General features: G+C 48.0%; 13 protein-coding genes and 1 tRNA gene. All 14 read left to right on the top strand.

Going from position 1 to position 13756, the window contains the following annotated elements:
* The first annotated feature begins 41 nt into the window (after positions 1-41).
* The 14 genes from ispE to bioB all read left to right on the top strand — a co-directional run bounded on the left by ispE (position 42) and on the right by bioB (position 13118).
* Positions 42-878 carry a 4-(cytidine 5'-diphospho)-2-C-methyl-D-erythritol kinase gene (gene ispE / locus LBQ00_00890; protein ID MDR2017432.1) on the top strand — a complete coding sequence of 279 codons (837 nt, stop codon included), beginning with the start codon at positions 42-44 and terminating at the stop codon, positions 876-878.
* Between the two features lie 288 nt (positions 879-1166).
* A tRNA-Gln gene (locus LBQ00_00885) sits at positions 1167-1238 on the top strand.
* Between the two features lie 23 nt (positions 1239-1261).
* The gene (locus tag LBQ00_00880) at positions 1262-2197 is read left to right on the top strand and encodes a ribose-phosphate pyrophosphokinase (GenBank protein ID MDR2017431.1); all 936 of its coding nucleotides are present in this window, start codon (positions 1262-1264) and stop codon (positions 2195-2197) included.
* 21 nt (positions 2198-2218) lie between these two features.
* Positions 2219-2830, top strand: coding sequence for a 50S ribosomal protein L25 (locus LBQ00_00875; protein MDR2017430.1), 612 nt, complete (start codon positions 2219-2221; stop codon positions 2828-2830).
* On the top strand, positions 2778-3398 hold the full coding sequence (gene pth, locus LBQ00_00870) for an aminoacyl-tRNA hydrolase (GenBank protein MDR2017429.1): 621 nt from the start codon (positions 2778-2780) through the stop codon (positions 3396-3398). Before LBQ00_00875 ends, pth begins: the two co-directional genes overlap by 53 nt.
* Before the next feature lie 352 nt (positions 3399-3750).
* A complete protein-coding gene (gene thiL, locus LBQ00_00865; protein MDR2017428.1) occupies positions 3751-4707 on the top strand; it encodes a thiamine-phosphate kinase in 957 nt (318 codons plus the stop codon).
* A 2-nt stretch (positions 4708-4709) separates the two neighbouring features.
* On the top strand, positions 4710-5669 hold the full coding sequence (locus LBQ00_00860; protein ID MDR2017427.1) for an HD domain-containing protein: 960 nt from the start codon (positions 4710-4712) through the stop codon (positions 5667-5669).
* Positions 5670-5671: 2 nt separating this feature from the next.
* On the top strand, positions 5672-6409 hold the full coding sequence (locus LBQ00_00855) for a 16S rRNA (uracil(1498)-N(3))-methyltransferase (protein ID MDR2017426.1): 738 nt from the start codon (positions 5672-5674) through the stop codon (positions 6407-6409).
* Complete coding sequence (locus LBQ00_00850) at positions 6406-6855, top strand: RDD family protein (GenBank protein MDR2017425.1); 450 nt, start codon at positions 6406-6408, stop codon at positions 6853-6855. Before LBQ00_00855 ends, LBQ00_00850 begins: the two co-directional genes overlap by 4 nt.
* Positions 6852-7481, top strand: coding sequence for a hypothetical protein (locus tag LBQ00_00845; protein MDR2017424.1), 630 nt, complete (start codon positions 6852-6854; stop codon positions 7479-7481). The genes LBQ00_00850 and LBQ00_00845 overlap by 4 nt, the downstream gene beginning before the upstream one ends.
* A 41-nt stretch (positions 7482-7522) precedes the next feature.
* Positions 7523-8575, top strand: a complete 1053-nt coding sequence (gene dprA, locus LBQ00_00840) for a DNA-processing protein DprA (GenBank protein MDR2017423.1) — start codon at positions 7523-7525, stop codon at positions 8573-8575.
* Positions 8576-8600: 25 nt separating this feature from the next.
* Positions 8601-10835 (top strand): type I DNA topoisomerase, encoded by a 2235-nt coding sequence (gene topA / locus LBQ00_00835; protein MDR2017422.1) that lies wholly within the window; start codon positions 8601-8603, stop codon positions 10833-10835.
* Positions 10814-12154 (top strand): methylenetetrahydrofolate--tRNA-(uracil(54)-C(5))-methyltransferase (FADH(2)-oxidizing) TrmFO, encoded by a 1341-nt coding sequence (gene trmFO, locus LBQ00_00830; protein ID MDR2017421.1) that lies wholly within the window; start codon positions 10814-10816, stop codon positions 12152-12154. The genes topA and trmFO overlap by 22 nt, the downstream gene beginning before the upstream one ends.
* Complete coding sequence (bioB, locus tag LBQ00_00825; protein ID MDR2017420.1) at positions 12138-13118, top strand: biotin synthase BioB; 981 nt, start codon at positions 12138-12140, stop codon at positions 13116-13118. Before trmFO ends, bioB begins: the two co-directional genes overlap by 17 nt.
* The last annotated feature ends 638 nt before the right edge of the window (positions 13119-13756 follow it).

Below are 13756 nucleotides of genomic sequence, written 5' to 3'. Positions count from 1 at the left end.
AAGAAGCGGCCAGGAGTTGATATTGTTTTGAAGGAGAAAACATGAAGCTGAGTTGCGCATCGCCTGCCAAGGTGAATCTCATGCTCAAGGTACTCTCAAAGAGAGAGGATGGCTATCACAATCTGTTCAGCGTGGTAGATGTCATATCTCTTTATGATATTCTCCACATCAAGGAAGAACCATCAGGGAAAGTCATAGTAAAAGATGACAGGGGACTGCTCCCCGAGGGAGAGCAGAATACTGTCTTTCGGGCTGCTACACTCCTCAGGAAGCAGTATGGCATTACGCGGGGGGTCAAAATATTTATTGAGAAAAACATCCCCATAGGTAGCGGTCTGGGCGGACCAAGCAGTAACGCGGCAACGACGCTGAAGGCTCTAAATATGATGTGGGAACTGCAAATAAACGATGATGTACTCATGGGGCTTGGCGCCGAAATAGGCGCGGACGTACCGCTGTTCATACACGGTGGATCGTGTCTTATGGAAGGGATAGGGGAGAGGATAACGCCGGTTTCACTGCCACGCCTCTGGTATCTGGTCGTTTATCCGGACACGATTCTTTCGACTGCCGAGGTCTACAAACGACTAAAAATCGTGTTGACAAAAGGGGAAAATGATATTAAATTGACTGGAAATCTGGCTACCGCTTACGACGTTTCACGGATTTTGGAGAATGACCTGGAAAAAGTCGGAACGCTCATATGCCCTACAATCAAGAATGTAAAAGCGAGGCTGATGGATTCCGGTTCCGTTGGTGCATTGATGAGCGGAAGCGGTTCTTCGGTCTTTGGGATTTTTGAGAACGAAGAGAAAGCAAGGAATGCGTTGAAATCATTGGAGGGTATGGGCAGCCTATTTGTGACTCACAGCATATAGGGAGCCATATTGATGTAATGGCGGTCAAGATATTTCCTGCAGATGAGAATAAAGCAACGGTCTATGCATGGGTGTCTTGGACGACTATTTTATTATAAGAGATATCAATGGGTATAACAAACTCTTCGTGACTATACCGCGTAAGAAGATGAAAGACGGTTCTTCTGAAGATACTGTTACTTTCTAAAATAGTTTGATGCGGTAACAGATAGAGCGACCATGCGTGAGGCGTATCGTATCAAACCGAGACCGCCAGGGTGCAGATAGAATAGATAAAGATATGCTGATTGGGGTGTCGTCAAGCGGTAAGACACAGGCCTTTGGAGCCTGCATTCGGAGGTTCGAATCCTCCCGCCCCAGAATTATTATTTAGGAGGGTCCAAGTGGACAAGCTCAAAATATTTACGGGTAATGCGAATGCACCGCTTGCGGAGAAAATATGTAAATTCCTGGGGGTGCCGCTGGGAGAGGCTAACGTCAGCAAGTTTAGCGACGGAGAGATCCAGGTGGAGATAAATGAGAGCGTAAGGGGTATGGATACCTTTGTAGTACAGCCCACATGTCCTCCTGTGAGTCATAACCTTATGGAATTACTGATAATGATTGATGCATTGAAGAGGGCCTCAGCAGGCAGAATAACGGCGGTTATACCCTATTACGGATATGCGAGACAAGATCGAAAAGTAGTTCCCAGGACCTCCATATCAGCGAGGCTCGTGGCGAACCTCATCGCAACGGCCGGTATCTCCAGAATTCTTGCTATGGACCTTCATGCGGGCCAGATTCAAGGTTTTTTTGATATTCCTGTGGACCACCTGCTGGCTCTTCCGGTATTATTAGAATATGTGAAGAAGATTGAAGGTGAGATAGTGATTGTCTCTCCTGATGCGGGAGGCGTTGAGCGGGCGAGGGAAATGGGTAAGCGGTTGAATGCCTCTCTCGCAATAATTGACAAACAGAGAGAGAGGGCGAACCATTCAAAGGTAATGCATGTCATCGGTGATGTAAAAAACAAGGTTGCCATAATCCTTGATGATATGATGGATACAGGGGGAACCATTGTCAAGGCGGCGATAGAGATATTGGAGAACGGCGCCTCCGCAGTCTATGCCTGCTGTACCCATCCGGTCCTTTCGGGGACTGCGGTGACAAATATTGAGAAGTCCCCCCTGAAAGAGTTGGTAGTCACAAATACCATACCACTTTCAGCGGCAGGCAAGAGACTGAAGAAGATAAAGGTGCTTGATGTTTCTCCCATATTGGGAGAAACAATCAAAAGAATACACAGCAATGAATCGGTAAGTTCATTGTTTATATAGTGTGAAGTCAAGGAGGATTCAATGGACCAAGCCCTCATAAAGGCGGAAAAAAGAATTGATACAGGAAAGTCCGTAGCTCGGAAACTCAGAAATGAGGGGAAGATCCCGGCCGTTATTTACGGCAAAGATGTAGATCCTCTTTCCATTGCCGTTTCGGCAAGAGAGTGGAGCGTGCTCGGCAGACATATGAAGAGAAACGCGATTCTCGATATGGAACTCACCATTGCAGGAAAAGCTGAGCATCGACCCGTAATGATCAAAGAGATTCAGAGAGAGTTTGTGGGAGACAAAGTGCTTCATATAGATTTCCTGCAGGTGTCCATGACCAGGACGATTGAGGTGGAAATCCCCGTTCATCTGAAAGGTGAAGCCAAAGGCATGTTGAATGACGGCATCGTTGAACAGCATCTCAGGACCATCAGGATTGAGTGCCTGCCGACCCAGATCCCGGAAGCGCTGGAGATTGATGTGAGCGACCTCGACATCGGCGATTCCTTCCACGTAAGCCAGGTTTCCCTGTCAGGGATTAAAGTGCTGGAAGGGGGAGATGTGGCGATCGTAACCGTCGCTCATGGAGGGGTTGAAGAGAAAGTGGTGGGGGCGCCTGAGGCGGAGACTGAAGAGAAGGAGTAAGGCCTTATTGTTTCTCCTATGTGGACTCGGGAACAAGGGAAGCGAGTATGCGCACACGAGGCATAACCTCGGTTATCTTGCAATCGACAGATTTTCTGAGAAATACCATATCTCCGTGAACAAGAAACTGTGCGGTTGCATAGTGGGTATGAATAACGACGTAATCCTTGCCAAGCCGGATACCTACATGAACCTTTCAGGCGGTCCTGTCTCCCGGTTGATCAGAGAGAAAGGGATTTCCCTTGGAGACATGCTCTTGATTCAGGACGATCTTGACATGGAATTCGGAAAATTGAAAATCAAATGGAATGGCAGGGATGCAGGCCACAAAGGGGTCAGATCGGTGGCCGATGCCCTCCAGTCCCCACTCTTCTTCAGGATGAAGATCGGAATTGGCAGGGACCCTACCATGCTCCCGGAAGAATATGTTCTCTCCCGTTTCCGGAAGTCGGAGCTTGATGACCTTACCGACGCTCTTGATAGGGCCGCTGAAGCGGCTCATACGTTTATCTTTGAGGGCAAGGAAAAGGCCATGAGTATCTACAATAAGTGGCATTCCGATCTGTAGTGTCTGTAGTCTCTGTAGTTGCGGTGCGGTCGCCTCTTAAATTACGATTTGATCAGGGCATCCCCGAGGCCGGGAGCAAAATGTGGTTTCTTTCATGTCTGCCTGTTTCAAGACTTATTCAATCGTCAGTTTTCCCAAGTTCCCACCGTTTCGCCAAATCCTTAGAAACTGTCAGGGAGCTTTTCGATTGGCGTCCAAAGCGCACACCTGTGCCCGCGCCGGTGTATGTCAAGTTATTTCGTGAATCATATTTTATACAATTTATTTTCCGAGCGATCCGCCACGACTCGTCTCTCCTCCCTTTATCTGCCTTGAAAAAGGGGATATAAACTGTTATTATCTTTCACTAATCATGGAAATACCTGAAAATGAGCTTATAAGGCGGCTCAAGAGATTCGAAAAAAAGAGCCAAAAGATAATCCGTGGTATCGGGGATGATGGGGCGGTCGTGGGAATGTCCCGGGGCGAATATGTATTTGTTCAGGATACCGTGGTTGAGCACGTCCATTTTGAATTTGCTTTTATGGATGCCCGAGCGGTGGGGAAGAAAGCACTGTACGTCAATATTTCCGACATTTTCTCCATGGGAGCCATTCCTCTCTATTTTCTCGTAACCATAGGAATACCGGGCAGCATGTCCTACGATGACATCAGGCAACTGTATGCAGGCATGATGCAGGTGGCAAGGGAGTTCAACGTGAGTCTTATTGGTGGAGATACCTCGGCGACAAAGTCGGACTTTTTCATCGACATCTCCGCTGTAGGTAAGCTTGTCACTGATCACTATCTTGGCCGTGACGGAACCAAAGAGGGCGACCTGATAGGAGTTACGGGCTTTCTGGGAGAAAGCGCGTACGGACTTTATCTTCTAAAAAAAGGTATCAGGAGAAAAAAAAGCAGGTTCATCGAACGATATGTAAATCCCAAGCCGCCCTACGGGGTATGGAAAGAACTGATTGACCGGAGAATACCCTCCGGCATGATGGACATAAGCGACGGTTTGATTATTGACCTGGAAAGGATGATGAAAGAGAGCAGGAAGGGTGCTCACGTTTATTTTGAACGTCTGCCTGTCCCCAGAGAATTAGTGAGAAAAGGAAAAGAACACTTCGCTCTATCTGGCGGAGAAGATTACCAGTTTCTTTTTTCCTTCCATCCTGCGAAACTTGCCGCGATTGAGGAACTTCAGCAAAAAGGGTTGCCCGTCTCAGTCATCGGCCGGGTAATAAAAGGGAGAGGGGTAAAATTATTCCGGGATGGCAATTTTATGCCTGTTATGTCGAAAGGCTATGAGCATTTTGGAGACTGAAGATGAAGAAGCAAATGTATGTTTCTGATATTAATACCGAAAACATTGAGATAAATGATTTTTTTGTGGTGGTCAAAAAGGGGGTCTTTACAAGTAAAGCCAATACGAGGTACATGACCGTCGAACTACGGGATAAGACAGGAACTATTGAAGGAAGAGTCTGGGACCGAGTAGAAACGCTGAGCGGGCTTTTCCAGAAAAACGATCTTGTCCAGGTCAGGGGCAGGATTCGGATGTACCAGCAAAAACCACAGTTGACCATAACGGATATCAGGAAGATTGAGGAAGAGATGGGCCTTGCAGAAATGAAGGATTTCTATCCCGGATACGAGCAGGGAACGACACATCTCAGGAAGGAATATGAGACTCTTATTTCGGAAATACAGAATCCCCATCTTCTTGCGCTCTTCAAGGTTCTTGAGATGAAAGGATATCTGATGGAGCGGTATTCTCTCTTTCCCGCTTCAATAGGGGTGCATCATCTGCATATGGGGGGGCTTATGGAGCACTCGGTTTCCATGGCAAAGATGGGCAAACATGCGGCAACGGTTCTCGGCGGCAACCGGGATGTGATTGTGACCGGATGCCTTCTCCACGATATCGGCAAGGTGGAAGAAATACAATTACACGGAGCGTTTAAACATTCGGATAAGGGCAGACTGCTCGGACACATAGCCCTCGGCGTAATAATACTCGAAACACTCATCAAGGAGGTCGAAAATTTCCCCCAGGATCTCGCGGATATTCTCTCTCATATTATTGTTAGCCACCACGGGGTTGAAGAATGGGGTTCGCCGAAGAAGCCCATGTGCATTGAGGCACTGATTGTCCATTACCTGGATAATCTTGATGCAAAGGTAATGGGTGTCAGGGAACATCTAAAAAATAGCATGGAAAACGAGAGGTGGTCGGAATACCACAGGCTCTATGAGTCTTATTTTTACAGACTGCCCGAAAGATAAGTATGGAGATCAGAAGAATTTTTGTAGACAAACTTGAGATGAATAACGGTCTGGCTCTCCTTACGGGCCCGATGCGTAAGTATATAGTGACCGTACTGCGAAAAACGGCAGGAGAGCGGATTGATCTCGTCGACGGGAACGGATGTCTTTATTGTTGTGTTGTTAACGCGATTAAGGGAAAAGAGCTTTATCTCAATGTTCTTGATATTGAACACAAGGCAGAGGAAAAGAGACCAGGTGTCACTCTCTGCGCGAGTCCCATCAGAGGCCCGCGTATGGACTGGCTTGTCGAGAAAGCCACCGAATTGAGGGTGGACAGGATAGTTCCGACTATTTTCAAAAGAAGTGTCGTGAGACCGAAAGAGAAAGAAAAGGAAAAGTATGAGAGATGGAAGAGAATTGCCATTGAGGCATCGCGGCAGTCAGGACGCTTCTCTATTCCTGAGGTTACCGAACCGACTCCCTTGAGAGATATTATCCCTCATGTTGCTCAAGCAGGCAACCGCTGGGTTTTTTACGAGAAAGAGAAAGAAACAACCATGAAAGACCTTGTCTCCACTCAGAGGGATGGGGAGATATGCGTGGCTGTTGGTCCCGAGGGCGGTATTGAAGAATTCGAGGTAGAATGGCTGAAAGAGAATGGCTTTAGTACATGCACCTTGGGGGAAAGCATATTCAGGTCCGAAACAACCCCCCTTGTAGTACTCTCTATAATCCTTCATGAATACAGCAAGAGATGAGAAGAGCCTCTATTTTTGCAAGATTTGTTGCGTTTTTAATTGATCTTTCGATTATTGCCTTCTTTTCGGGCATGACGGCTGTTGCCGCCCTGGCAGGTTACAGCGCAGGGTCGGGTGGTCTGACATTCCTCAGTTTTTCCGCTGTTCTCCTGTTTTGCCTTGTTTTTTCTTCACTTCTCTTTCTCTTTTACTTTACCTTTCTTACAATGGGACCGGGGATGACTATCGGAAAGAATATGCTGAGTATAAGAGTGATAAGGAGCGAATTAGGGGGTGCAGCAAAAGGACTGGGGTTTTTCAGATCCCTCGTCAGGGCTGTCGGTTACGTGCTGTCAGCGTCTGTCTGCTTCTTCGGCTTTTTCATGGCGGTAGTCTTTCGAGGAATCACTTTTCACGATCTGGTTGCAGGCACGGAGGTGGTGGATGCCCATGAGGGAGAATCATGAAAACAGGAGGCAAGACCGGGCGGGGTTGTCTTCTGTCTATTCTCGTCTGTCTCCTCGTGGCAATCGGGCTGTCCGTACATCCCATCAGTTTGAAGTTGATGGGCGGCCAACTCAGACATGAAGACAAAATCTTCCCTTCTGATGCCCTTTTTGTTCCACGGTTTGAGGAGGACAGAGATGGTGATCTTTATATTGACGCCTTCAGAGAATACTGGGCCGGAAACGGGAGGATTATTTACGTGGAAGAAGACAGGGCGTTCGGCACGAGCATTCTGGAACCGATCCATCGGATGGCCCAGCAAAGGGGCATAAAGGATAATGTGGTGAGGAAAATAGAAGTGGAAGGCGATGATATAGGAAAAACAAGAAAGACAAAGAGAGCCTTCGCTGCCCTTGGTTTAAAAAAAATGATAATTCTAGTTCCAGAATACGCATCAAGGAGATACCACATCCTTTACCGAGATTCAGTAATCAATGGGAAGATGGTCTATCTGATCAAGCCTGTCGGCGTATCATCGTTCAAAATAGACCGGTGGTGGAAAGAGGGCCGATCAAGAATCATTTTTCTCAGAGAGGTATTCGCGATGGCCTCTCTTGCAGTCGACAGGTTTAAGGGACCGAGATAAAGCAAGGAGTAAAAACTCGTGAGGAGATTTCAGGCAACCGCATGGAAGAAATAAGAGCATTCATCGCTTTCTCCAGGCTCAGGAGTATCAGCAGGTCGGCCAAAAGACAGGTGGCGGAAGGAGTCCGTCACGTGGCGTCCCTGTTTGAGGGCGATGATGGCACACTCAGTGGAGCAGCCAGACAGGAGATATTCTCATTCAAGGGGTGGGGCGACATTGACTCTGAGCTTGCCGCTCTTAGGGAGCGGGGCGCGGAAGTCATCACCATAAAAGATAATACCTATCCTGAATTACTTAAAAACATTCCCGATCCCCCTCTCGTGCTTTACAAGAAAGGATCGCTATCCTTGGAGCAGAATGCTGTTGCCATAGTCGGATCAAGGCGGGCATCGGAAGAAAGCATGAATCTGTCGGAGAAGATAGCCGATACACTTTCCTCTCTGGGTATAACCGTCATAAGTGGCCTTGCGCGAGGCGTGGACGCGGCAGCCCACAGAGGGGCCCTTACAGGTTCGGGGAAAACCATCGCCGTTCTCGGATGCGGCCTCGACATCTGCTATCCATGGGAAAACAAACGGCTTTATCAAAGAGTGGGGGAAGAAGGAGCTGTGCTCACCGAATATGGCCTTGGAGAAAGACCTCTTGCCTACCATTTCCCGGAAAGAAACAGGATCATTGCTGGTCTTTCAAAAGGTGTACTTGTGATTGAAGCAGCTAAAAAGAGCGGCTCTCTCATAACCGCAAGGCTTGGCGCTGAGTACGGAAGGAGTGTTATGGCTATTCCTGGAAGCATCTTCAGTGAAGAATACACCGGGACCAATGCCCTCATAAAGCAGGGCGCAAAACTGGTTGATTCCATTGAGGATGTTATAGCCGAGTGTTTTCCAGGCCTTACCGTGATACGAAAAAAACCGATTGATCTGGATGGAAACGAAGATTATATTTATTCCATTGTCGGACCTCGGAGGATTCATGTTGACGAGGTCATAGAAAAAAGCAAAATGGCGGCAAAGGAAGTAATGGCAATTCTCACCGTACTCGAAATGAAAGATGCGATTCGCGAGGTCGCCGGGGGATTTTACATCAGGAAATAAGAAATGCTGTGGAGGCAAAGGATAGATGGGCAAGTCACTGCTTATTGTTGAATCACCAACGAAAATGAAAACACTTTCCAAATTTCTCGGCAAAGATTTTACTGTAAAGGCGACTTACGGCCACATTAAGGATCTGCCGAAGAGCAAGATCGGCGTTGATATAGATAAAGGGTTTACCCCTCATTTCGTCCTCGTAAAGGGAAAATCGAAAGCTGTCGACGAGATCAAAAAAGTGAGTTCCGATGCAGAACATATTTACATAGGGTCAGACCCCGACAGGGAGGGTGAAGCGATAGCCTTTCACGTTGCAGAGGTGGTAGGAAAAAAGAAGAACGTAAAACGGGTGCTCTTCCATGAAATAACAAAAAAAGGCGTCCTGGACGCTTTGAATAATCCCACGGTGCTTGACGTTTCCAAGTATGATGCCCAAAAGGCGAGAAGAATTCTTGACAGGCTCGTGGGATATAAAATCAGTCCGTTGCTGTGGGAAAAGGTCAGTTACGGTCTTTCAGCCGGCAGGGTCCAGTCCGTAGCGTTAAGACTCATCTGTGACAAAGAAGAAGAAATAGAGAGGTTCACCAAGGAAGAATACTGGACCATTGAAGCGGACCTTGAACTCCCTTCGGGAGAGCGGTTCAGGGCTACCCTCGAAAGAAAAGGCAAAGACAAGATCAGAATTTCAACAAAAAAAGAGGCCGAAGAGATTAAAAAAGCAATCAGGAAGGAACAATTCATTATTACAAACCTTCAAATAAAAGAGAAGAACGTATCTCCCCAACCGGCTTTCATCACGAGCAGACTTGAACAAGAGGCGTCACGAAAACTGCGGTTCTCACCAAAACGAACCATGGCACTGGCCCAGAAACTCTATGAGGGCGTCGATATGGGGGAAGAAGAAGGCCTTACAGGTCTCATCACTTACATGAGAACGGATTCTGTGAGGGTTTCAACTGAAGCGGTAGCCGAGGCGCGACAGTATATCAATACAAATTATGGTGCTGATTATCTGCCCAAAACACCCCACATTTTCAAGAACAGAAAATCCGCCCAGGATGCTCACGAAGCGATAAGGCCAGCTTACATACATATTACCCCGGAAAAAGCAAAACCGTATCTCGATAAAGAACTCTTTGCTCTATACGACCTTATATGGAAAAGATTCGTCGCGTCTCAAATGACCCACAAGAAACTGAAAACAAAGGTGGCAGATATTTCTGCCGCCGATTACGTTTTTGTTGCAAGGGGTTTTCACGTACTCTTTGACGGATTTACGAAGGTATATGAGGAAGAATCAGCCTCAGACACGGAAGAGACCGGAGAGGACAAACAAGGGGCCGCCTATCTCCCCGAAATGAAAACAGGGATGAAACTTACCCACACCGATACCTTGCTGAACCAGCGCTTCACGATGCCGCCGCCGAGATTTACCGAAGCATCCCTTATTAAGACCCTCGAAACACGTGGCATAGGAAGACCATCGACGTATGCAACCATCGTAAGCACGGTCCAGGAGCGTACCTATGCAAGGAGAGACAAGGGAAAACTCATACCGACCTCTCTCGGCAGGACCGTCAACAGTCTCCTCAAAGACTTCTTTCCTATGATAGTTGATGTGGATTTTACCGCAAAACTTGAAAAAAAACTTGACCAAATAGAAGGGGGGAAAGCCAACTGGATAAATTCCCTCGAAAAGTTTTACGGGGCCTTTGAAAAAGAGCTTTCCGGTGCCCAGGAAGGGATGAAAAGCCTCAAGAAAGAGGAAAAAGAGACCGATATTAAGTGCGATAAGTGCGGCAGCAATATGATCCTAAGGTGGGGAAAGAACGGTGAATACCTGGTATGCAGCGGTAGGCCAGCGTGTAAGAATAAAATGAATGTGACGGTGGACAGCAGTGGAGCTATAAGGGTAGTCGAACAGGAAGTAAAAGGAGTGTGTGTGGAGTGCGGCGGAAATATGATCGAGAAGTCAGGCAGGTTCGGCAGGTTTTTGGCATGTAGCAATTATCCTTCCTGCAAACATACCGAGCCTTTTTCGCTTGGCTTTCTGTGTCCGAATGCGGGCTGTACAGGAAAGCTTGTGGAAAAAGTTTCCAAGATGAAGAGGAAATTTACAGCCTGTTCGCGATACCCGGATTGCTCTTTTGCGACGAACGCTGAGCCAACAGAAGGTCCGTGTCCGGCATGCGGCGCCCCGACGCTTTTTCTTTACCGTAAGAACCTTTCCTGCCTGCGCAAGGAATGCGGATGGAAATCAAAGTAATCGGAGGCGGCTTGGCAGGGGTGGAGGCCGCGTATCAGATAGCCAGGAGGGGACAGCCTGTCGCGCTCTACGAGATGCGGCCCCATATGGCAACACCCGCCCATAAAACATCTTTCCTCTCGGAATTGGTATGCAGCAATTCATTGAAATCGAAAGACCTATACAATGCCCACGGATTACTCAAGGAAGAGTTGCGCACATTAGATTCCATAATTATGAGAGCAGCGGACAGTGCCCAGATCCCAGGAGGCAAGGCGCTGGTAGTGAACAGGGAAGAGTTCTCTGCAAAGATCACAAAAGAGATTGAAGCTCACCCACTAATTCGTGTAATTCGGGAAGAAGTGAAGGAGATACCTCCCGGTGTGGTGGTAATCGCTACGGGCCCCCTTACAAGCCAGGACCTCGCGGATCGGATAAAAGGGATTACGGGCCTTGAGAACCTTTTCTTTTTTGATGCCATATCCCCTATTGTTGACGCTGAGTCGGTGGATATGGAAAAAGCCTTTTTCGCCTCGCGCTATGCAGACCAGACCGATGACTACCTGAACTGCCCTCTTACCGAGGAGGAATATAACGCCTTTCTGGACGCTCTTATCAGCGCCGAAAGAGTTGCCATGCGAGATTTTGAGGAGGTACGCTACTTTGAAGGGTGCCTGCCCGTTGAGATCATGGCGGAGCGAGGCAGGAAGACGCTTGCGTATGGCCCAATGAAGCCCGTCGGCCTTGTTCGCCCGTTAACAGGCAAGAGGCCTTACGCGGTAGTCCAACTCAGACGGGAAGATGCGGCAGGGACTATGTATAACCTGGTGGGTTTCCAGACAAAATTGACATATCCGGAACAGGAGCGGGTTTTCAGAATGATACCAGGACTGGGGCATGCCATGTTTTTGAGACTTGGGAGTGTTCACCGGAACACATATATCAACGCCCCATCAGTGCTCACTCCACGGCTTAACATGGAGGCCATGGAAAGACTTTTTTTTGCGGGCCAGATAACTGGAGTTGAAGGCTACATAGAATCAACGGCCATGGGACTCCTCGCGGGTATTTCCTCATATATGTATCTTAGGGGAATCTCCTTTGAATCCCCGCCCGGATACTGCTGTACTGGCGCCCTTTTGCAATATATCACAACTGAAAGGAGAGATTTTCAACCTATGAACGTTAACTTTGGCATCCTTCAGGATTACAACAAGAAGGAAAAAGACAGGGTAGTGAGACGCGCCTTGGAGGCGGTCGCTGCCTGGGGGAAAATAAACGACGGAACAGACGACGCCGACAATGAGAGGACTGGAGGGACACATGACTTCCAGAATTGAGAGGCTGCAAGAAAAAGCCCTTCAAGGGGCGATTGATACCGATGATGCCATGGAACTCTATAGCGAGGGAGTCAGGAACCCTTTCCGGCTCTTCGCGGCGGCAGCGGATGTGAGAGACCATTTCAAGGGCAGGAACGTGAGCCTCTGCGCTATTATCAACGCAAAGTCAGGCATATGTCCGGAGAATTGCGGGTTTTGTGCCCAATCGGCCCACCACGAGACCGGTGCCCCCGTGTATCCTCTTGTCGGGGCGGTGGAAATAATAGAAAAGGCCCACCGAGCTAAGGAATTGGGCGCCCATTATTTTGGAATTGTCACCAGCGGCACGTCGGTCGCCGATGAGGCCGAATGGAACACGATCTACTCTGCTGCCGGGGAGATACTTAGGCTCGGAATCAAGCCGTGCGGTTCCTTGGGCATGCTTAACATAGAGCAGGCAGTAGCGCTGAAAGAAGCGGGCCTTTTCAGATACCATCACAATCTCGAAACTTCAAAGAGTTTCTTCCCTCATATTTGCAGCACCCATGAATACGCGGAGGATATTGTCACGGTAAAGGCCGCGAAAGCTGCCGGGCTTTCAGTCTGTTCGGGAGGTATTATCGGTCTCGGGGAAACCATGGAGCAGAGGGTGGAGATGGCCATGACGCTCAAGGAGTTGGACGTCGATTCCGTGCCGGTCAATATCCTTAACCCCATTTACGGGACCCCCCTTGCCAGTACGCCACCACTTGCACCGATGGAAATCCTCATAACCATCGCTCTTTTCCGTTTTATACTTCCTTACAAAGATATCAAACTGTGCGGTGGAAAAGAGAAGAACCTGAGACAGCTTCTGCCTCTTGCGATAGTTGCGGGGTGCAACTCCTTCATGACGGGAAATTACCTCACCACAGGTGGCAGGAATACGACTGACGACCTTGAAATGATCAAAGATCTTGGTCTGTTGGCCGCAGAAACGGGTTGAGCGCCATCTCGCAGGCTTTTGCCCCGGCTGACTCCATCCGGCGGAAGCGGTCTGGAACCTGCGCGACTGGCGTGGAATTTATCCGGCCACAGTTCCCAATTTGAAGATAGGCGGATACATGGCGATAACGAGTCCAAAGAATAGACGCCCAGAACCATCATTATCATAGGCTCCATAAGGGTCGTCGTGAGCAATTTTTACAGCGCCGGATAATCGTAATCCGTGTGATTTTTATAAGATTAGTTCGGTTATTCTTTAAGGGTACTTATCCCATGCGTATCTTTGGCGCGTTTAACATTTCTCCATGGCCTGTTTGTTTCCCTTGTATCTTTATTGTTCTTCAAAAAAAAGGGGGATTATATACTTAACTTATAAAACCGTCACCGATGGCTCCGTAATGGGACCGCACTGATTACTAACGGTAGAACGCTCCGCTGCATTTGAAATAGGCGAAGTCGTTTTCAACGACCCCATATTGTCCGCTTGAGCAATGTTTGATGGTGATTTTCTTTGTCGTATTGAGAATATTTACATAGCGATATATTTATAATACACCTCCTCTTATTGGAGGTGTGTCATGCCGAAGTGTAAGAATTACGACTCAGAACGAACTATAAAAAATGGAATAGTAAGGGGTA

Source organism: Syntrophobacterales bacterium (assembly GCA_031274925.1).
Classification (GTDB): Bacteria; Desulfobacterota; Syntrophorhabdia; order Syntrophorhabdales; family Syntrophorhabdaceae; genus PNOM01.
Note: the sequence above shows the minus strand (reverse complement) of the source record. Positions and strands in the feature narration are given on the sequence as shown.

What these genes read in the sequence shown, in the direction of transcription:
- ispE (MDR2017432.1), top strand. Translation starts at nt 42, where the DNA reads ATGAAGCTGAGTTGCGCATCGCCTGCCAAGGTGAATCTCATGCTCAAG.
- LBQ00_00875 (MDR2017430.1), top strand. Translation starts at nt 2,219, where the DNA reads ATGGACCAAGCCCTCATAAAGGCGGAAAAAAGAATTGATACAGGAAAG.
- thiL (MDR2017428.1), top strand. Translation starts at nt 3,751, where the DNA reads ATGGAAATACCTGAAAATGAGCTTATAAGGCGGCTCAAGAGATTCGAA.
- LBQ00_00860 (MDR2017427.1), top strand. Translation starts at nt 4,710, where the DNA reads ATGAAGAAGCAAATGTATGTTTCTGATATTAATACCGAAAACATTGAG.
- LBQ00_00855 (MDR2017426.1), top strand. Translation starts at nt 5,672, where the DNA reads ATGGAGATCAGAAGAATTTTTGTAGACAAACTTGAGATGAATAACGGT.
- LBQ00_00850 (MDR2017425.1), top strand. Translation starts at nt 6,406, where the DNA reads ATGAGAAGAGCCTCTATTTTTGCAAGATTTGTTGCGTTTTTAATTGAT.
- LBQ00_00845 (MDR2017424.1), top strand. Translation starts at nt 6,852, where the DNA reads ATGAAAACAGGAGGCAAGACCGGGCGGGGTTGTCTTCTGTCTATTCTC.
- dprA (MDR2017423.1), top strand. Translation starts at nt 7,523, where the DNA reads ATGGAAGAAATAAGAGCATTCATCGCTTTCTCCAGGCTCAGGAGTATC.
- topA (MDR2017422.1), top strand. Translation starts at nt 8,601, where the DNA reads ATGGGCAAGTCACTGCTTATTGTTGAATCACCAACGAAAATGAAAACA.
- trmFO (MDR2017421.1), top strand. Translation starts at nt 10,814, where the DNA reads ATGCGGATGGAAATCAAAGTAATCGGAGGCGGCTTGGCAGGGGTGGAG.
- bioB (MDR2017420.1), top strand. Translation starts at nt 12,138, where the DNA reads ATGACTTCCAGAATTGAGAGGCTGCAAGAAAAAGCCCTTCAAGGGGCG.